The organism is Bifidobacterium apousia (genome assembly GCF_007559275.1).
Lineage (GTDB): Bacteria > Actinomycetota > Actinomycetes > Actinomycetales > Bifidobacteriaceae > Bombiscardovia > Bombiscardovia apousia.
This window is the reverse complement of sequence record NZ_VMHK01000003.1, coordinates 53,372-73,652: the sequence shown is the minus strand read 5'-3', so window position 1 is coordinate 73,652 and position 20,281 is coordinate 53,372. Positions and strand designations below refer to the sequence as shown.

The 20,281-nt window shown below is 65.5% G+C and carries 13 protein-coding genes; 11 read left to right on the top strand and 2 right to left on the bottom strand.

What is annotated here, in order from left to right; all coding sequences use genetic code 11:
- Positions 1-5: 5 nt before the first annotated feature.
- Positions 6-2,015, bottom strand: a complete 2,010-nt coding sequence (locus FPK30_RS05305; RefSeq protein WP_144085619.1) for an AMP-dependent synthetase/ligase — start codon at positions 2,013-2,015, stop codon at positions 6-8.
- A gap of 235 nt (positions 2,016-2,250) precedes the next feature.
- Between FPK30_RS05305 and FPK30_RS05300 the strand changes: the two genes are divergently transcribed.
- From FPK30_RS05300 to FPK30_RS05290, 3 genes are all read left to right on the top strand, one after another.
- The gene (locus FPK30_RS05300; protein ID WP_144085618.1) at positions 2,251-2,874 is read left to right on the top strand and encodes a 50S ribosomal protein L25/general stress protein Ctc; all 624 of its coding nucleotides are present in this window, start codon (positions 2,251-2,253) and stop codon (positions 2,872-2,874) included.
- A 187-nt stretch (positions 2,875-3,061) separates the two neighbouring features.
- Positions 3,062-4,189: a branched-chain amino acid aminotransferase gene (locus tag FPK30_RS05295; protein WP_144085617.1), complete on the top strand. Its 1,128-nt coding sequence runs from the start codon at positions 3,062-3,064 to the stop codon at positions 4,187-4,189.
- A 183-nt stretch (positions 4,190-4,372) separates the two neighbouring features.
- On the top strand, positions 4,373-5,167 hold the full coding sequence (locus tag FPK30_RS05290) for a trimeric intracellular cation channel family protein (RefSeq protein WP_144085726.1): 795 nt from the start codon (positions 4,373-4,375) through the stop codon (positions 5,165-5,167).
- A gap of 39 nt (positions 5,168-5,206) precedes the next feature.
- Here FPK30_RS05290 and rpsT read toward each other — a convergent pair whose 3' ends face one another.
- A complete protein-coding gene (gene rpsT, locus FPK30_RS05285; RefSeq protein WP_024627969.1) occupies positions 5,207-5,467 on the bottom strand; it encodes a 30S ribosomal protein S20 in 261 nt (86 codons plus the stop codon).
- Between the two features lie 145 nt (positions 5,468-5,612).
- On the opposite strand from rpsT, the gene lepA reads away from it, so the two are divergent.
- The 8 genes from lepA to FPK30_RS05245 all read left to right on the top strand — a co-directional run bounded on the left by lepA (position 5,613) and on the right by FPK30_RS05245 (position 20,277).
- Positions 5,613-7,490: a translation elongation factor 4 gene (lepA, locus tag FPK30_RS05280; protein ID WP_144085616.1), complete on the top strand. Its 1,878-nt coding sequence runs from the start codon at positions 5,613-5,615 to the stop codon at positions 7,488-7,490.
- 4 nt (positions 7,491-7,494) lie between these two features.
- A complete protein-coding gene (hemW, locus tag FPK30_RS05275) occupies positions 7,495-8,838 on the top strand; it encodes a radical SAM family heme chaperone HemW (protein WP_144085615.1) in 1,344 nt (447 codons plus the stop codon).
- 123 nt (positions 8,839-8,961) lie between these two features.
- Complete coding sequence (gene gltB / locus FPK30_RS05270; protein WP_186279403.1) at positions 8,962-13,536, top strand: glutamate synthase large subunit; 4,575 nt, start codon at positions 8,962-8,964, stop codon at positions 13,534-13,536.
- Position 13,537: 1 nt separating this feature from the next.
- Positions 13,538-15,085, top strand: a complete 1,548-nt coding sequence (locus FPK30_RS05265; RefSeq protein WP_144085613.1) for a glutamate synthase subunit beta — start codon at positions 13,538-13,540, stop codon at positions 15,083-15,085.
- Positions 15,086-15,130: 45 nt separating this feature from the next.
- Entirely contained in the window at positions 15,131-15,583 is a 453-nt protein-coding gene (locus FPK30_RS05260; protein ID WP_144085612.1) for a DUF2975 domain-containing protein, read from the top strand.
- Between the two features lie 2 nt (positions 15,584-15,585).
- Complete coding sequence (locus FPK30_RS05255) at positions 15,586-16,425, top strand: ABC transporter ATP-binding protein (RefSeq protein ID WP_144085611.1); 840 nt, start codon at positions 15,586-15,588, stop codon at positions 16,423-16,425.
- A gap of 141 nt (positions 16,426-16,566) precedes the next feature.
- Positions 16,567-18,330 (top strand): ABC transporter ATP-binding protein, encoded by a 1,764-nt coding sequence (locus FPK30_RS05250; RefSeq protein WP_144085610.1) that lies wholly within the window; start codon positions 16,567-16,569, stop codon positions 18,328-18,330.
- Positions 18,331-20,277, top strand: a complete 1,947-nt coding sequence (locus FPK30_RS05245) for an ABC transporter ATP-binding protein (RefSeq protein ID WP_144085609.1) — start codon at positions 18,331-18,333, stop codon at positions 20,275-20,277. It begins immediately after the preceding gene.
- Positions 20,278-20,281 lie beyond the last annotated feature (4 nt).

Sequence of the window (20,281 nt, the reverse complement as noted above, 5' to 3'; positions counted from 1 at the left end):
CCTGCTCAGCGGCGGGGTGCCGGGGTGCGCTTGGCCGTGTACATCCGGGTGTTCAGCAGGTCGGCGTAGCGCTCGATAACCTTGGGCCGGATCACCTTCATGGAAGGTGTCATCAGCCCGTTGTCCTGGGTGAACTCCTCGGGCAGGATGATGAACTTGCGCACCGATTCGGCACGGGAGACGCCCTCGTTGGCCCGGTCCACATACTCCTGGACCTCGGCCCGGACCACGGCGTTCTGGGCCGCCTCCTGCAGGGACATGTTACGGTCCAGTCCCTTGGAGGCCAGCCAGGGCCGCAGAGCGGACTCGTTCAGGGTGACCAGGGCCGAGATGAAGGGCCGCTTGTCGCCCAGAACCAGGGCCTGGGAGACGATCTCGGAACGCTCGATAACCTCCTCGATGGGCCTGGGGGAGACGTTCTTGCCGCCGGCCGTGATGATCAGGTCCTTCTTGCGTCCGGTCAGGAAGAGGAACCCGTCACGGGAGAGCCGCCCCAGGTCGCCTGTGGCGTACCAGCCGTCCTCAGTGAAGGATGCTCGAGTGGCCTCCTCGTTCTTGTGGTAGCGGTGGAATACGCAGACGCCCTTGATCTGCACCTCGTCGTCTGAGGCGATGCGGATGGTGAATCCCGGGAAGGGGATGCCCACTGAGCCCCGATGGTAGGGGGTGCCCAGGGGGTTGAAGGCGCAGGGTGCGGTGGTCTCGGTCAGGCCATAGCCCTCGTAGACCGGCACATTGGCACCCCGGAAGAACCCCAGCAGCTCCGGGTCCAGGGGAGCGCCGCCGGAGACGATCCACTTGGCCCGCCCGCCCAGGACCTGGCGCAGCGAAGAATAGACCAGCGGGTCATAGAGAGCTCGCCGCAGGGCGCTGCGCCTGGTCGGCCAGCCCTTGCGGGAGATGTCCTCCATGTAGGTGCGTGCCGCCCGGGCTGCTCCATTGAAGATTCTGCCCTTGATGCCGTGTCCGGCCTTCTGGGATGCCGCGTTGTAGACCTTCTCGAAGACCCTGGGCACGCCGATGATGACCGTGGGCTTGGACTCCTGCAGGTCGGACAGCAGGGTGGCCAGTCCGGAGGAGATGTACACGTGCATGGTCCCGTAGACCACCCCGTAGCTGATGGCCCGGGCGAAGGTGTGGGCCTGGGGCAGGAAGAGCAGGATGGATCCATCCGGGTCGTGGGTCAGATTGGGGATGAAGGCGTTCAGGTTCCTGGCCAGCTGGCAGTAATGCTCATGGGTCATCTCCACGCCCTTGGGCGCCGCAGTGGAACCCGAGGTATAGACGATGGAGCAGAGGTCGGTCTTGCGGATGGAGTTGATCCGCTCGTCAAGCTCGGCGTCGCTGACCGACTCCCCATAGGCTTGCAGCTCCTGCAGGGCCCCGGATTCCAGGCAGGCGATCCGCTCCAGGGTGGGGCACTCCTTGTCGGCCCCCTCGGCCTTGGCCCGCATCTCAGCGGTCTGTACCACCAACAGCCTGGCATCGGAGTTGTTGACGATGAATCGGATCTGCTCGGCCGAATCGGTGTCGTAGATGGTGGCGATGACCCCGCCGATGGACAGGACGGCGGCATCCACGATGTCCCACTCGTAGCTGGTCCGGCACATGAAGGCCACGGCATCGCCCTTTTTCAGCCCGTAGTGCAGGAAGCCCTTGGCGGTGGTCCTGATGTCGTGCAGGATCTCTCGGCCGGTCCGGTAGGTCCAGCTGCCGTTCTCCACGAAGTGCAGGACCGGCTGGTCGGGGGTGCGGCGAGCCCGATCGGCGTAGATGTCGTAGACGGTCATATCATCTGGCACCGGACCCATGCCGGCGGTGGTGGCCGAAAGCAGTCCCGAGGCCGGATCCATGCGCGTGGTGGTGGCGTAGTCAGCTGACCAGAAATGCGTGTTGGGCAGGGCGAGGGCTTCCTGGGCGGCACCTGATGGATCCGCGGCCTCCTCGCCGGTCGGTCCCTCCCCATGACCCACCTGGTGTGCCACAAAAGATTTGACCGATGCTAGTAACGACACGTTGTCTCCTTCAATAATCGCGGGATATGTCCAGAATAGTCGCCCACTTGGAGAAGGGCGGGCTGGGTGCTAAAGTAGGCACGTTGCTTTGGCGAGGGAGGCTTCATGGCCTCCGTTATCGACTCGGCTGGATCATCGGCGGCCTTTCCTTATGGGCGGTCCGGAATCCGACGCGGCGATGCGCCAGGACCGGCCCAGGTCGGTCTTGAGGAACCAGACAAGGAAGGAAGCCAACATGGCTAACACCATTAAGCTCGAGGGCGAAGTCCGCGATCAATTCGGCAAGGGGGCGGCACGTCGCATGCGCGTGGCCCAGCAGATCCCCGCCACCATCTACGCCGGCGGCGCCCAGCCCGACTACATCAAGCTGCCCATGCGCGAGACCACTCTGGCCCTGCGCCGCGCCAACGCCCTCTTCTCCATCAGCTTCGGCGGGCAGACCAAGACCGCCGTGGTCAAGGACGTGCAGCGCAACCCGGTCAAGCGCCAGGTGGAGCACATCGACTTCTATGAGGTCCGCGCAGGCGAGAAGGTCACCGTGGAGGTGCCGGTCTTCGTCAGCGGCGAGACCAAGGGCGCTGCTGTGGCCCTGATCGACACCCAGAATCTGCAGGTCCGGGCCGACGTGTCCAACCTGCCCGAGCGTATCGACATCAGCGTGGAAGGCCTGTCCGAGGGCGACAAGATCCTGGCCAAGGATGTCAAGCTGCCCGAGGGCTCCGAGCTGATCATCGACGATATGGAGGAATCCATCGTCTCCGTCGAGATCCCCAAGGAGGAGAGCCTGGAGACCCCCACCGAGGAGACCGAACAGGTCGATGCGGAAGCTGCTCCGGAGGCCGACGCCCAGAGCGAGTGAGCTTAGAGGTTCGTTGTGCAAGGCCATGGGGTCATCAGGATCCTGTGGCCTTTTTGCGTATGACGGTCACTATGCGAAATGTCTTGAACAGGTCAAGGTCTGCCTATGCGATAGTTCGGGTACCGGGCATCGCCATAAGCATCGCACCCGAGCAACCAAATACAGTAGCAAGAAGAAGTGGTAGACAATGGCAGAGCAATCACATCACGACCCGAAGGCACTCAATGAGTTGGCGGACGCTTTCAAGGTCATTCCCAACGATCATCCCGCCTCTGACGAGGAGCGTGCCCGACTGATTGACAAGCCCGCCTTCGGCCAGCTCTTCTCAGACAATATGACCCACATGGGTTGGACTTCGGATGACGGCTGGAAGGATCGCAGGGTTGAGGCCTACGGACCGCTCAGTCTGGATCCTGGGGCCTCGGTGCTCCACTATGCCCAGGAGGCCTTTGAGGGACTCAAGGCCTACTACCACGACGACGGCTCCATCTGGCTCTTCCGGCCCGATGCCAACGCCCAGCGCTTCTACAATTCAGCCAAGCGTCTGGCCCTGCCCCCGCTTGAGCCCGATGACTTCCTGGGATCGGTCGCGGCCCTGGTCCGCCGTGACGCGGCCTGGGTGCCCAGGCGGCGTGAGTACACGCTCTATATGCGCCCCTACATGTTCGCTTCCGAGCCCTTCCTGGGCGTGCGCGCCCCGCATGCGGTGGACTATTGCGTCATCGCCTCGCCCTCGGGACCCTACTTCGCCGGCGGGGTCAAGCCGGTCAGCATCTGGGTGGAGGACAAGTGGTTCCGCACCGGCCCCGGCGGCACCGGCTTCGCCAAGTGCGGCGGCAACTATGCGGCCTCCCTGCTGGGTGAGAACCGCGGCGCCGAGCATGGCTGCGAGCAGGTCTGCTTCGTCGACGCGGCCACCAAGACCTACCTGGAGGAGCTGGGCGGCATGAACATGTTCACCGTCCACAAGGACGGCCACCTGGAGACCCCCAGCCTGACCGGAACCATTCTTCCCGGCGTCACCCGCAACTCCCTGATCGCCCTGGCCCAGGACCACGGTCGCGACGTGGTGGAGACCATGATCCGCCTGGATACCCTGTTGGACGACATCCGCTCCGGCGAGGTCACCGAGGTGTTCGCCTGCGGGACCGCTGCCATCATCACCCCGATCGGGCGCTTCAAGTCCGAGAACTTCGACGTCCAGGTGGCCGACGGTGGCTCAGGCAAGGTCACCATGGACCTGCGCAACGAACTCCTGGGCATCCAGCTGGGCGAGATCGAGGATCCGCACGACTGGATGTGGAAGGTCTGCTGAGCGCTGACCCCATTCCTGCCTGACAGGTCTTGAATGGAAGGCGACTTCAGGGCGACGTTTCGCCTTGGGTCGCCTTCCTTCATATTTGTGGCCTTGCGCACATCACCGGCCTGTTCAGCTCTGTGCTTGGCTAATCTATAGACAGACTTGAGTGCGGGACGATTCCGGGAGGAGCAGCGCGGGATGAAGACGGCCTTGGAGGGGAACCTGATCTTCATGGTCATCGAGTACCTGGGCATATTCAGCTGCGGGCTTTCGGGTGGCCTGGCTGCCGTGCGCAAGGGCTACGACATCATCTCCATTCTGCTGGTCTCCTGGATCAGCGCGCTGGGAGGCGGAGTGGTCCGCGATGTCCTGCTGGGCCAGGTGCCGCCCAGCGGCATCACCGACAAGGGCTCGGTCATCGTCACCCTGGCATCCGGCCTGGTGGTGGCTGTCGCCCATCCTGAAATCAGCAGGATGACCTGGTCCATGCTGGTCACTGATGCCATGGCCCTGGGATCCTTTGCCGTCAACGGTACGGCCAAGGCGCTGATGAGTGGAACCGGTGGCATGACGGCCATCTTCATGGGCATGGCCACGGCCCTGGTCGGCGGCCTGCTGCGAGACATCCTCCTCAACCAGGTGCCTGCGGTCATCCAGGACCAGCATTGGTATGCATTGCCCTCCCTGATCGGCTGCATGCTGACCCTAGCCTCCACGCGCGCCCAGCAGCATGGGCTCTATCCGGCCCGGGTCGACATGGCCCTGGACCTGGCCATCGTGGCCCTGGTGGTCGTCCTGCGCATCATCTCGGTGAAATTCAACATTCTGGTGCCTGGGGCGGTGGACCGGCGCTCGGCCCGGCTGCCGCTCAACGATGCCCAGCTGGCCAGGGCCATCCGTCATCTGATGCGTGGCCGGTCGAACATCAGTGTCACCATCAAGCACACCGACGAGGATTCCGACCGGAAACCGGATGCGAAGAAGGGCCGGTGATCCAAGCGCTTGGATCACCGGCCCTTCTGGGCACCCGGTTCAGAGGGCGTTGACGGCGTTGGCCAGACCGGACTTGCGGTTGGCGGCCTGGTTGCGGTGGATCACACCCTTGCCGGCGGCCTTGTCCAGACGGCGGGCGGCCACCTGGAAGGCAGCCTGAGCGGCCTCCTTGTCACCGGCATCCACGGCCTTGCGCACGGAACGCACTGAGGTCTTGATCGCGCTCTTGACCTCCTTGTTGCGCAGGTGCGCCTTTTCGTTGGTGATGACCCGCTTCTTCTGCGACTTGATGTTTGCCAATGTTGCTCCAAACGATGAATGTATCTGTACAGACAACCCACCATAGTAGCACCCGACCGGGAGAAGAATCCGCCAGAGGCGGGCGCTTCGGCCCAGGGCATCGTCTAGAATCGTTAGACCAGACGTACGTGAGGAGAGCAGACCGGTGCAGGAAGCCAAGAACCAACCAGGATTCACCGACCAATCGCTGATCCGCAACTTCTGCATCATCGCCCACATCGATCACGGCAAATCCACGGTGGCCGACCGGATCCTGCAGCTGAGCGGGATTGTGCCCAAGCGCGAGATGCACGACCGGTTCCTGGACAGGATGGACATCGAGCAGGAGCGCGGCATCACCATCAAGTCCCAGGCCGTTCGCCTGCCCTGGGTCAAGGACGGCGTCGAATACACCCTGGGCATGATCGACACCCCGGGCCATGTGGACTTCACCTACGAGGTATCCCGGGCCCTGGAGGCCTGCGAGGGCGCGGTTCTGCTGGTGGACGCCACCCAGGGCATCGAGGCGCAGACCCTGTCCAACCTCTATATGGCCCTTGAGGATGACCTGACCATCATCCCCGTCCTCAACAAGATCGACCTGCCCTCAGCCGAGCCGGACAAGCACGCCGAGGAGATCGCCAACCTGATCGGCTGCTCCACGGATGAGGTGCTCCGGGTATCAGGCAAAACCGGCCAGGGGATCCGTGAGCTGGTGGACCGCATCGTGGACCAGGTGCCGGCCCCCAAGGGGGATCCCAAGGCTCCGGCCCGGGCGCTGATCTTCGACTCGGTCTATGACTCCTACCGGGGGATCGTCACCTATATCCGGATGGTGGACGGCGAGCTCAAGGCGCGGCAGAAAATCCGCATGATGGGCCGGGCGACCGTGCACGACCCCATCGAGCTGGGGGTGATCAGCCCGGACATGACCCCCACCAAGGCCCTGGGTGCCGGGGAGGTCGGCTACGTGATCACCGGCGTCAAGGACGTCAGCCAGTCCAAGGTGGGCGACACGGTCACCACCGAGGCCAACCCGGCCAAGGAGCCCCTGCCCGGCTATCAGGACCCCCAGCCCATGGTCTATTCCGGACTTTTCCCCATCGACAACGCCCAGTTCCCCGAACTGCGCGACGCCCTGGACAAGCTCAAGCTCAACGATGCCGCCCTGGTCTATGAGCCGGAGACCTCGGTGGCCCTGGGCTTCGGCTTCCGCTGCGGCTTCCTGGGGCTGCTGCACATGGAGATCGTCACCGAGCGCCTGAGCAGGGAGTTCGGCATGGACCTGATCGCCACGGCTCCCAACGTCACCTACCAGGTGACCATGGAGGACGGCAGCGAGCACACGGTGACCAACCCCAGCGAGTTCCCCGATGGCAAGGTTCGTCAGATTCTGGAGCCGGTGGTCAGCGCCGACATCATCACACCCAAGGAGTTCATCGGACCGGTCATGGAGCTCTGCCAGGACCACCGCGGGCAGATGGGGACCATGGAGTACCTGAGCCCCGAGCGCGTCGAGATGCACTACCGGATGCCCCTGGCCGAGATCGTCTTCGACTTCTTCGACCAGCTGAAGAGCCGGACCAAGGGCTACGCCAGCCTGGACTACCAGCCCGACGGCACCCAGTCCGCCGACCTGGTCAAGGTGGACATCCTCATCCAGGGGGAGAAGATCGACGCCTTCTCAGCCATCGTCCACAAGGACAAGGCCTACGCCTACGGGGTGATGATGACCAAGAAGCTGCGCAAACTGATCCCGCGCCAGCAGTTCGAGATCCCCATCCAGGCGGCCATAGGGTCGAGGATCATCGCCCGGGAGACCATCAGCGCCCTGCGCAAGGACGTGCTGGCCAAGTGCTACGGGGGCGACATCACCCGCAAGCGCAAACTGCTGGAGAAGCAGAAGGCCGGCAAGAAGCGCATGAAGATGCTGGGACATGTCGAGGTGCCCCAGGAGGCCTTCATCGCAGCCCTGAGCACTGGACAGACCCAGGATCGGGACACCAAGGACAAGATCCGGGCCGCCGCCAAGAAGGAGGGCTGAACGGGTGGGATCCTACCAGGTCTACATCCATGTGCCCTTCTGCATGCGCCGCTGCGGCTACTGCGACTTCAACACCTACACGGCCCGGGACCTGGGCGGGGGCGCCAGCCGGGAGCACTACGCCGACCTGGCCATCCAGGAGATGCGCATGGTCCGCGACTGGCAGACCTCCCGAGGTCTGATAGAGCCGCCCGTGTCCACCATCTTCTTCGGCGGAGGCACACCCACCATTCTGCCTGCCCAGGATCTGGTGCGCATGGTCGAGGCCGTGGCCGACCTTTGGGGGCTGTCCCCTGGGGCCGAGGTCACCACCGAGGCCAACCCCGACACCGTGGATCGGGCCTACCTGGAGCAGCTGCTCAAGGGCGGCATCAACCGGGTGTCCTTCGGCATGCAGTCAGCGGTGCCCAGCGTCCTGGCCACCCTGGACCGCACCCACACTCCGGCCAATGTGACCACTGATGTGGCCGCTGCCCAGGATTTGGGGCTCAGGGCCAGTGTGGACCTGATCTACGGAACGCCGGGGGAGCGGCTCGAGGATTGGCGGACCAGCCTGCAGGCGGCCTTGGACCTGGGCGTGGACCATGTCTCCGCCTATGCCCTGACCCTGGAACCCACCACCAAGATGGGCCGAGCCGTGCGCCGGGGCCAGCTGCCCGCCCCTGACGACGATGACGAAGCGGCCAAGTACGAGATGGCCGACGACATGCTTTCCCAGGCAGGCCTCTACTGGTACGAGATCTCCAACTGGGCCCGACCCGGCCAGGAGAGCCGCCACAACCTGGGCTACTGGCACAACGTGGACTGGGCTGGCATCGGGCCAGGCGCCCACTCCCACTATCGTGCTCTGGAAGGCCAGGACACAGGCATGGTACCGGCAGAAGAGGCCCGGGAACAGAAGCCCATGTCCACCGTCTCGCCTGGGTTCAGGGCCACAGGAACAGCGGCAGCGCAGGAGGCCGATTCCGGGGCGCACTGGTGGCTTTCGCCGGAGCCTGGCCTGGGGGAGCGGCGAGCCAGGGCCATTCGCTCCTGGGACATCGCCCACCCCAGGGACTGGGCCGCCGCCATGGATGCCGGACATGTGCCCTGGCAGGATGCGGAGCTTCTGGGCTTCAGGCAGGACCTGGAGGAGACGGTCATGCTGGCCCTGCGCCTGCCGGAAGGCCTGGGGCTGGACCGGCTGACCAGGCAGGCGGGTCGTCCGGCCGATCCGAAGATCCTCGAGGATCTGGTCGATCAGGGGCTCCTGCGGCCCGTGCGTGACCGAATCCAGGTGACCCGCCGGGGCCGCCTGCTCAACGATCTGGTCATCGACCAGGTCCTGGAGGCGGTAGGAATTCGTTAGACACCGCGGAACGTTACACGGATGTCACCTGTGGATGCATTATTCTGTTGATTCACCAATGACCAGGCTCTTCAAGGGTGGAGCATGCCGGCCCCGCCCGCGTCCACGAATGAGGTGATTGCGGTGTCATTCACGGCCCCTCTCGATCTGCATGTCCACGGCCCGCAAGGGCTCTACGACCCTGATACGGAACACGATGCCTGCGGTTTCGGCATGGTGGCCACCCTGAACCGACGGGATGAAAGGCTGATCGTCGAACAGGGCATCCGCGTCCTGGTCAACCTGGACCACCGAGGGGCCGTGGGAGCCGAGCCCAACACCGGCGACGGGGCCGGAATCATGCTCTCCATGCCTGACGAGTTCATGCGCACCCGGGTCTGCCGGGATCTGCCTGAAACCGGCCACTATCTGGCGGGCATGGCCTTCCTGGACAGGGACCCGGCACAGGCTGCCAGCCAGGAGGAGGCCATCGCCTCGATCGCCGGCCAGGAGGGTCTGCGTGTCCTGGCCTGGCGGGCAGTGCCCACCGACCCGGACGGACTGGGTCTGCAGGCCCTGGCCTCCATGCCCAGATTCCTCATGCCCATCCTGTGTGACGCCGGGCCGGATAGCCGCGGAGGACTGGATCTGGAGCGGCTGGGCTACCGGGTCCGCAAGCGGGCCGAGCACGAGCTGGGCGTCTACTTCGCCTCCCTGTCCTGCCGGACCATCACCTACAAGGGCATGCTGACCACCAAGCAGCTGCAGGGCTTCTTCCCCGATCTGGGCGATCCGGCCATGAAGGCGCGCCTGGCCATCGTCCACTCCCGCTTCTCCACCAACACCTTCCCCTCCTGGCCCCTGGCCCAGCCCTTCAGGATGATCGCCCACAACGGGGAGATCAACACCATCCAGGGCAACCGCAACTGGATGTCGGCCCGCGAGGGAAAGCTGAGCTCGGAGCTGTTGGGGGACATGGCCCCGCTGCTGCCGGTCAACACCCCTGGAGCCTCGGACTCGGGCACCTTCGACGAGACCCTGGAGCTGCTCCACCTGGCCGGGCGGTCCCTGCCCCACGCCGTCTCCATGATGATGCCTCCGGCCTGGCAGCAGGATCCGGACATGGATCCCGACCTGAGGGCCTTCTATCAGTACAACGACGCCCTGATCGAGCCCTGGGACGGCCCGGCGGCCATCGTCTTCACCGACGGAACCCTGGTGGGCGCCCAGCTGGACCGCAATGGCCTGCGCCCAGGCCGCTGGCAGCTGACCGAGGACGGCCACCTGGTCCTGGCCTCCGAGGCCGGCGTCCTGGAGGATACGCCCCAGGAGTCCATCGTCGCCAAGGGCAGGCTGGAGCCGGGACGCATGTTTCTGGCCGACACCAAAGAGGGCCGGATCGTGCCCGACAGCGAGATCAAGCGCCAGCTGGCCGGTCTGCACCCCTACAGGAAGTGGGTCGCCGAACGGACCGTCCGCCTGGACGACCTGCCCGAGCGCGAGCATGTCAATTACTCGCGCATCTCGGTCCATCGCCGGCAGCAGGCCTTCGGCTACACCCGGGAGGACCTGACCATGCTGCTGGGGCCCATGGCCGAAACCGGCAGCGAGCCCATCGGGTCCATGGGCAATGACGCGCCCATCGCCGTGCTCTCGCGCCGCTCGCGCATGCTCTTCGACTACTTCACCCAGAAGTTCGCCCAGGTCACCAACCCGCCCCTGGACTGGGAGCGCGAGGAGCTGGTCACCAGCATCGCCTCGGCCATCGGCCCCGAGCCCAACCTGCTGGAGGACACCCCCGAGCACGCCTGGAAGATCCACATCGACCTGCCTGTGGTGGACTCCGTCCAGATGGCGCAGATCAAGCGACTGGACCGGGCACCGGTCCTGGAAGGCCGTTTCCGCCCCCGTCTGATCCGCGGCCTCTACCAGGTGGCCGGCGGTGGCAAGGCCCTTGAGGAACGTCTGGAGGCCATTGAAGGGGAGGTGGACCAGGCCATCGAGGAGGGCTGCAATGTGCTTGTCCTCTCTGACCGGGATTCCAACCACATCTGGGGACCCATACCCTCCCTGCTGCTGACCGGGGCCGTCCAGCACCACCTGCTTCGTCGGCACACCCGTACCCAGGTCTCCCTGGCAGTGGAGGCCGGCGATGTGCGCGAGGTCCACCATGTGGCCCTGCTGATCGCCTACGGCGCCGCCTGCGTCAACCCCTACCTGGCCCTGGAGTCGGTGGAGAACCTGGCCAACAGCGGCGACCTGCATGTGAGCGCCGAAAAGGCCTCCGCCAACCTGGTCCGGGCCCTGAGCACCGGGGTCCTGAAGATCATGAGCAAGATGGGCGTGAGCACCATCATGTCCTATCGCGGCTCACAGCTCTTCGAGGCCGTCGGGCTGAGCCAGGAGGTCATCGACCGCTGGTTCACCGGCACCACCTCCCTGGTGGGCGGCATTGGCCTGGAGGAGATCGCCGCCGAGGTGGCCCAGCGCCATCGGGTGGCCTACCCCATTGAGTGGACCGCAGGATCGGGGCATGACCTGGAGACCGGCGGCAACTACCACTGGCGGCGCACCGGCGAGGACCACCTGAACGACCCCGAATCCATCTTCCTGCTCCAGCAGTCCACCAAGCGAGGGGACTACGGGCTGTTCCGGGCCTACACCGACCATGTGAACGCGGCGGCCAAGCAGGGCATGACCCTGCGCGGCCTCATGGAGCTGCACTCCGACAGGGCACCCATACCCCTAGACCAGGTGGAGCCCGCCGAGTCCATCGTCACCCGCTTCTCCACCGGCGCTATGAGCTATGGATCCATCTCCCAGGAGGCCCATGAGACCTTGGCCCTGGCCATGAATCGGCTGGGAGCCCGGTCCAACTCCGGCGAGGGCGGCGAATCCCCGGACCGGATTGCAGACCCGGCTCGGACCAGCCGCATCAAGCAGGTGGCCTCGGCCCGGTTCGGGGTGACCAGCGACTACCTGGTCTCGGCCACCGACCTGCAGATCAAGCTGGCCCAGGGAGCCAAGCCGGGGGAGGGCGGTCACCTTCCCGGCGCCAAGGTCCCGCCATGGATCGCCCAGGTCAGACGGTCCACACCCGGGGTCGAGCTCATCTCGCCTCCGCCCCACCACGACATCTACTCCATCGAGGACTTGAAGCAGCTCATCCACGACCTGAAGATGGCCAACCCCAGGGCTCGTATCCACGTCAAGCTGGTTTCCGAGCACGGGGTGGGAACCGTGGCCGCAGGCGTGGCCAAATGTCATGCCGACGTGGTCCTCATCTCCGGCCAGGACGGCGGCACGGGGGCGGCCCCGCTCAACGCCATCAAGCACGCGGGAACCCCCTGGGAGCTGGGCCTGGCCGAGACCCAGCAGACCCTGGTCATGAACGACCTGCGCTCGCGGATCGTGGTCCAGTGCGACGGGGAGCTCAAGACCGGCCGCGATGTGGTCATAGCCGCCTTGCTGGGGGCCGAGGAGTTCGGCTTCGCCACCACGGCGCTGCAGGTGGAGGGCTGCGTCATGATGCGGGCCTGCCATAAGAACACCTGCCCCCAGGGCATAGCCACCCAGGATCCGGAGCTGCGCTCGCGCTTCACCGGTCGGCCCGAGGACCTGGTCAACTTCTTCATGTTCATGGCCCGTCAGGTGCGGGAGATCCTGGCCTCCCTGGGATTCGCCAGCCTCGAGGAGGCGGTCGGCCACGTGGAGTGCCTGCGCAGGGACCCCTCCGTGCGCACCTGGAAGAGCCAGGGCATCGACCTGGATGCCATCCTGCGCAAGCCTGGCCCCACCCCGGGCACGGTGCTGCACCACACGCAGGCCCAGGATCACGAACTGGACAAGTCCCTGGATGTGGACCTGATCAACCGGGCCGTCGATGCCTTGGACGAGGGTCGGCCGGTGGCCATCAAGACAACCGTACGCAACGTCAATCGCAGCGTAGGCACCATGCTGGGCTACAGGATCACCCGCCAATACGGCGCAGCCGGCCTGCCTGTGGACACCGTGGACATCACGCTGACCGGTTCTGCCGGTCAATCCCTTGGTGCATTCATCCCCAGGGGCGAGACCATCCGGGTGATCGGCGAGGCCAACGACTATGCAGGCAAGGGCCTGTCCGGTGGTCGTCTGGTTCTCCACGCCGCCCAGGGCGTCAGGTTCGATCCGCACCAGACCGTCATCTGCGGCAACGTAGCCGGATTCGGCGCCACCTCGGGCGACATGTTCGTGGCGGGCCGGGCCGGGGAGCGCTTTGCCGTGCGCAACGGGGGCGGTCGCTTCGTGGTCGAGGGCCTGGGCGACCACGGCTGCGAGTACATGACCGGCGGCCTGGTGGTGGTTTTGGGGCCCACAGGGCGCAACTTCGGCGCCGGCTTCTCGGGAGGGGATGCCTACCTGCTGGACATGGATGCCTCCCGGCTCAATCCTGAAGCCTGGAATGACGGCTCCTTGCTGGCCCTGGAGCCCGACCAGGACCAGGCGGCCATGCTCAAGGAACTCATAGGGGAGCATGTCCGATTGACCGGATCTCAGGCTGCGGCCGCCCTGCTGGAGGACTGGCCGAGCGCGCTGACCCGGTTCACCCATCTGGTCCCCCGCCGTTATCTGGCCATGAAGCAGGCCATGGAAGAGGCCGAACGCGAGCAGGTGGACTTCAACGCGCCCGGCGTCTGGGACGCCACCTACGCCCAGGTCATGGAAGGAGCGCACTGATATGGTCGACCCCAAAGGATTCCTCAAGGTACGCACCCGGCACGAGCTCGCCGAGCGACCGGTCGCTGAACGCCTGAAGGACTGGCGCGACGTGCATCAATCCACTGGCCCCGGGCCCTGGACCGCCGAGCAGGCCGCGCGCTGCATGGACTGCGGCACCCCCTTCTGCATGACCGGCTGCCCCCTGGGCAACCTGATCCCCGAGTTCAACGACCTGCTGTCCCGGGGCCGCTGGGAGGAGGCCTACGAACGGCTGAGCCTGACCAACAACTTCCCCGAGTTCACGGGGCGGATCTGCCCGGCTCCCTGCGAGTCCTCCTGCGTGCTCTCCATCCATCAGCCGGCCACCACCATCAAGCTGGACGAGCAGACCATCATCGACCAGGCCTGGTCCCTGGGCTTGGTCAAGCCCCGGCCGCCGCAGCGGCTGACCGACATGACCGTGGCCGTGGTCGGGTCCGGTCCCGCAGGGCTGGCCTGCGCCCAGCAGCTGACCCGGGCCGGTCATACGGTGGTGGTCTACGAGCGTGCAGATGCCATTGGTGGGCTCCTGCGCTACGGCATTCCCGCCTTCAAGCTGGAGAAGTCGCTGCTGGACCGCCGGCTGGAGCAGATGGAGGCCGAGGGGACTCGATTCCGCACCGGCGTCGAAATCGGCCGAGACCTGGGCTGGGATCAGCTGCGGGCCCGCTATGACGCTCTGGTGGTGGCCATCGGTTCCACCGAGCCGCGAGTGGTGGACCTGCCCGGACGGGAGCTCAAGGGCATCCACTACGCCATGGACTTCCTGCCCGACCCCACCCGCAAACTCATGGGCCGCGAGCCCATCAACAAGATCGATGCCGCCGGCAAGGACGTCATCATCATCGGCGGCGGCGACACTGGGTCGGACTGCCTGGGCACGGCCCTGCGAGAGGGCGCCAAGTCGGTCACCGTCCTCCAGATCCGGCCCAAAGAGCCCTCATCCAGGCCCGATAACCGGCCTTGGCCAACCTACGCCCGGCTCTACAATCCCACCTCTTCCATGGAGGAGGGCGGCCACTACGAGTACGCGGTGGACAGCCTGGAATACCTGGGCGACGATTCCGATGACCGGATCAGCCTGGACCAGACCAGCGCCCCCACCGGCTTCGACCGGGACCGTGAGGGAGGGGTGCGCGGGGTTCGCGTGGTGGACGTCAGCCGTGACGATCAGGACCGAATCATTCCCCATCCCGACACCGAGCGGGTCCTGCCTGCCGACCTGGTGCTGATCAGCATTGGCTTTGCCCATCCCGAGACGGCCACTCTGACCGGACAGACCGGCGTAGGGCTGGACGGACGCGGGAACGTGGCCCGGGATGCCGACTATGCCACCGATCATGACGGCATCTTCGTCTGCGGCGATGCCGGGCGTGGCCAGTCCCTGGTGGTCTGGGCCCTGGCCGAGGGCCGTTCCTGCGCAGCGGCCGTGGACCGGTATCTGACCGGCGCCACCGAACTGCCTGCTCCCATCCGGGCCGATGAGCGCGCCATGACCCTGCCTGCGGGCGACCAGCGCCCACGCTAATATGAAAAAGTATGGTGCCGATCGAAGGGATGGAGGCAGTGGGATATGACCAACCGCGCTGAACGTAGGGCGCAGGCCAAGCGGAGCCGCCGTGGCGGCAGCGACGACCGGAGGATGGCGGCCAAGGGCAGGGCCGGAGTGATGGACGAGCGGGCCTTGCAGGAGCGCTCCCGTCGGCTGGAGGCAGGCCAGAGCGCCGAGTGGAAGCCCACCGGGCACACCGATGACCTGGTGCAGAAGGACTCCGTGGATCCCAACGACCGCAACCCCCGTCTGCTGAGGACTCCCAGCGGCGTGCGCCAGTGGCTGCGGATTCTGGTTTGGGCCCTGATCATTTGTTCCGGCCTGGCCTTCCTGGTCTGCATGTGGCTGCCCCACGTTCCCATCTGGGCCACCATCGCCATCGCGGCGGTCTTCTGCCTGGGCGTGCTGGGGCTTTTCCTGGTCGGCGGCAACCGGGACAATCCACGCCTGGACTCCTACGGAACGGCCCTGTGACCATGACCGAAAGCGTGGCAGAACAGCAGGCCGTGCTCATGCAGCACGTGGGATTCCGCCGTCAGGGCCGGGTCATACTGAACGATGTCAACCTTGAAGTGGGCCAGGGGCAGAAGTGGGTGCTCTTCGGGCCCAACGGCGTGGGCAAATCCACCCTGGTGGCCATGATGAGCACCAGGGGCTTCCCCAGCACCGGCAGCGTGGAGATCTTGGGCAACCGGCTGGGCAAGGTGAACGTCTTCTCCTACCGGCATCGGATAGGGCTGGCCTCGGCCGGCCTGGCCAAGACCATCAGCCCCCAGGAGGATCCCTACGACGTGGTGCTGACAGCTTTCAGCGATACCACCGGTCGCTGGAGGGAGACCTTTACGGCCGAACAGGAAGAGGCCACCCTGGCCCTGATGGACCGGTTCGGCATCGCCTACCTCAAGGGCAAGCGCATGTACCGGCTCTCCGAGGGGGAGCGCGGCCGGGTGCTGATTTGCCGGGCGCTGATGGCCAATCCTGACCTGCTCATCCTGGACGAGCCGACCACCGGGCTGGATCTGGGCGGCCGGGAGCTGGTGCTCAGGGCCTTGAGCGACATCGGCAGGGGGGACAAGGACCGCACGGTCATCCTGGTCACCCACCGGCTTGAGGAGATTCCTCTGGGCTTCGATCGGATAGCCATGATGGGCCGGCGTCCTGCCGACACCGCAGACACCGGCGACCCGGATCCGGGCACCATCGTCTACCAGGGCCCCTTGGAGGGTGGACTGACCGGTCCGCGCCTGAGCGAGCTCTTCGGCCTGGATCTGACCGTGGTCCACCGTGACGGACGCTGGGGTGCCTTCGCCGTCTGAACGCCACTGCCTGCGGACACGTTCTGACACGCCCGTATCAGCTCAAGGAATAGCGATTCGTTCACCAGGGCACGGGTATAGACTGTGGTGGTTTGTCTGCCCGGGGACCGCGGCGGACTTGTATGCGTGAAGGATGTTGACGTGATCAAGATATGGACTCGCTACCTGCGGCCATACTGGCTTCAGGTGGCCGTTCTGGTGCTCTTTCAGGTGGCGCAGACGGCCTTGAACCTCTACCTGCCCAACCTGCAGGCGGACATCATCGACAAGGGCGTGGCCGTAGGCGACCAGGATGCCATCTACAGGATCGGCTGGCAGATGATGGGCATCACCGCCATCCAGATCGTGGCCAACGTGGTCGCCGTCTACTGCGCCACCCGGCTGGCCATGAGGATGGGCTACGAGCTGCGCAGGGACCTGTTCGCCTCGGTGGAGGGCTTCAGCCTCAACGAGATCGAGCGCTTCTCGGCAGGTTCCCTGATCACCCGCACTACCAATGACGTCCAGCAGATGCAGATGACCACCATGCAGACCCTGATGATCATCCTGCAGGCCCCGGTCATGCTGATCGGCGGGCTGATTCTGGCCCTGCGCCAGGACGGCCCCCTGACCTGGTCCCTGGCGGTCATCGTCCCTCTGATCCTTCTGGTGGCCCTGGTGCTCATGGGCAGGATGGGACCCCTGTTCACCCGCCTGCAGAACATGCTGGACTCCGTCAACCGTCTGGTCCGCGAGCAGATCTCCGGCGTGCGGGTCATCCGCGCCTTCGTCCGCGAGAAGACCGAGGCCGCACGCTTCGACAAGGCCAACCGCGACGTCTACGGCGTCCTGATCTCCACCGGCCGGCTGATGAGCATGATGGTGCCGCTCATGTGGTTCCTGCTGAACATGTCCAATGTGGCCATCATGTGGTTCGGCGGCCGCCGCATCGACTCCGGAGCCATGCAGATCGGCGCCCTGCAGGCCTTCATCCAGTACCTGATGATCATCCTGTCGGGTCTGATGATGGCCGCCATGATGTCGGTCATGCTGCCCAGGGCCGCTGTGGCCGCCCGAAGGATCAACGAGGTCCTGGAGGCCACCAGCGAGATCGCCGCTCCCGAACGCCCCTACCGCAACGAGCACCCCCAGGGCCTGCTGGAGTTCAAACACGTGGACTTCAGCTACCCGGGCGCCCAGGATCCGGTTCTTTCGGACATCTCATTCACCGCCCGGCCGGGGACCACGACGGCCATCATCGGAGCCACGGGATCCGGCAAGTCCACCATCATTCGGCTGGCCAACCGCATGTTCGACGTCACCGACGGCCAGGTCCTGGTGGATGGCCACGACGTGCGCGAGTACGACCCCGACCAGCTGGCTCTGATTTTCGGGCCGGTCCCGCAGAAGGCCACCCTCTTCACCGGCACCATCCGCGACAACATGCACTACGGGGACCCCGAAGCTGACGACGACCGCATCTGGCAGGCCCTGCGCATCGCCCAGGCCGAGGACTTCGTCCGTGAGATCCCCGAAGGCCTGGATGCCCGCGTGGCCGAGGGCGGCACCAACTTCTCCGGTGGACAGAAGCAGCGGCTCTGCATGGCCAGGGCCATCCTGCGCAACCCCTGCATCTACACCTTCGACGACTCCTTCTCCGCCCTGGACATGACCACCGACCGCGCCCTGCATGAGGCCCTGGTGCCGGTCACCCGCCAGGCCACCCAGATCGTTGTGGCCCAGAGGGCGGCGTCCATCCGCCAGGCCGACCAGATTCTGGTCCTTGACCGGGGCCGCATCGTCGGCCGGGGCACCCACGACCAGCTCATGGAGGACTGCCCCACCTACCAGGAGATCGTCCAGTCCCAGGGCGGGCAGGGTCCCGACGTGGAAGAGCTCAGCATTGACGAGGGGAGGGCCGAGTAGATGGCCAAGGACTTGAGCGTAGACGCAGGCTCACAGGCCGTGGGCAGCCGCCGTCATACCGTGGGCCGGCTGGTCCATTACCTGCTGGCCAGCCCCTGGAGGGTCATCGTCATGGTCCTCGCCGGCATGACCGCCGTGGCCATGATCGTCATCGGCCCCAAGGTCATGGGCGAGGCCACCAATGTCCTCTTCGAGGGGCTGCTGGGGTCCATGCTGGTCAAGATGGGCGCCAAGCCCGGCACCCCCAAGCAGGCTGTGGTCGCCTACCTGCAGTCCCGCGGCCAGGACAAGTTCGCCCGGATGATCGACTCCATGAACGTCCAGGTGGGCGTAGGCATCGACTGGGGCCGCTTCGGCACCATCCTCATGTTCGTCATCGGCATCTACCTGATCTCCATCCTGGTCAGGCTGGTGCAGAACTTCCTGATGACCCGGCTGGTCTCCGACGCGGTCTACACCATGCGCAGGCAGATCGAGGACAAGCTGGACCGGCTGCCCCTGCAGTACTTCGACCGGACCCCGCGCGGCGAGGTCATGAGCCGGACCACCAACGACATCGACAACATCTCGGGCACCCTGCAGCAGATCCTGGGCGAGCTGCTCTTCTCGGTCTTCTCCATCATCGGCGCCTTCATCATGATGCTGACCATCTCGCCCTTGCTGACCCTGATCGCCTTCATCATCATCCCGGTCATGGCCCTGTGCGCGGGCATCATCCTCAAGAAGACCCAGCCCCAGTTCACCAGGCAGTGGATCCGCACCGGCCAGGTCAACAGCCACGTGGAGGAGATGTTCTCCGGCCACATGGTGGTCCGGGCCTTCGGCCACCAGCGCAAGGCGGAGGAGGAGTTCGAGGAGCGCAACCAGGAGCTCTACCAGGCCAGCTTCAAGGCCTCCTTCTTCTCGGCTTTGGTCACGCCCATGTCGACCTTCTTCGGCAACCTGAGCTTCGTGATCGTGGTCATCGTCGGCGGCGTGCATGTGCTCAATGGCAGCATGAGCCTGGGCGGCCTGCAGGCCTTCACCCAGTACACCCGTCAGGCCTCACAACCAATCGGGCAGCTGGCTTCCATGGGCACCATGCTCCAGTCCTCCCTGGCCTCCTGCCGCAGGGTCTTCGACTTCCTGGACGAGGCCGAGGAGGTGCCGGACATCGAGCATCCCGACCATCTGGGCCAGGAGACCGGAGGCAAGGTCGAGGGCCATGTCCGCTTCGACCATGTCCGCTTCTCCTACGATCCGGCCGAGCCGCTGATCAAGGACCTGTCCATCGAGGCCAAGCCCGGGCAGACCATCGCCATCGTGGGACCCACCGGGGCGGGCAAGACCACCCTGGTCAACCTGCTCATGCGCTTCTACGAAATCCAGGGCGGACACATCACCATCGACAGCGTGGACACCTCCAGGGTGACCCGTCACGACCTGCGCAGCCACTTCGGCATGGTCCTGCAGGACACCTGGCTCTTCGACGGCACCGTCCGCGACAACCTGCTCTACGGGCTGGACGAGGGGCAGACTATCCCCGAGCAGACCATGATCGATGGCGCCAAGGCCACCCACGTGGACGAGTTCATCCGCAAGCTGCCCCAGGGCTACGACACCGTCCTCAATGAGGACAGCAGCGAGCTCAGCCAGGGCGAACGCCAGCTGATGACCATCTGCCGCGCCTTCCTGTCCGACCCCGACATCCTGATCCTGGACGAGGCCACATCCTCGGTGGACACCAGGACCGAACTGCTGGTCCAGCAGGCCATGAACACCCTGCGCAAGGGCAGAACCTCCTTCGTCATCGCGCACAGGCTGTCCACCATCCGCGATGCCGACCTGATCCTGGTGGTCAACCACGGCTCGGTGGTCGAGCAGGGCACCCACGACCAGCTGCTGGAGCGCGGCGGCGCCTATGCCTCCCTCTACAACTCCCAGTTCACCAAGGGCGAGGAGGACTGAGAAG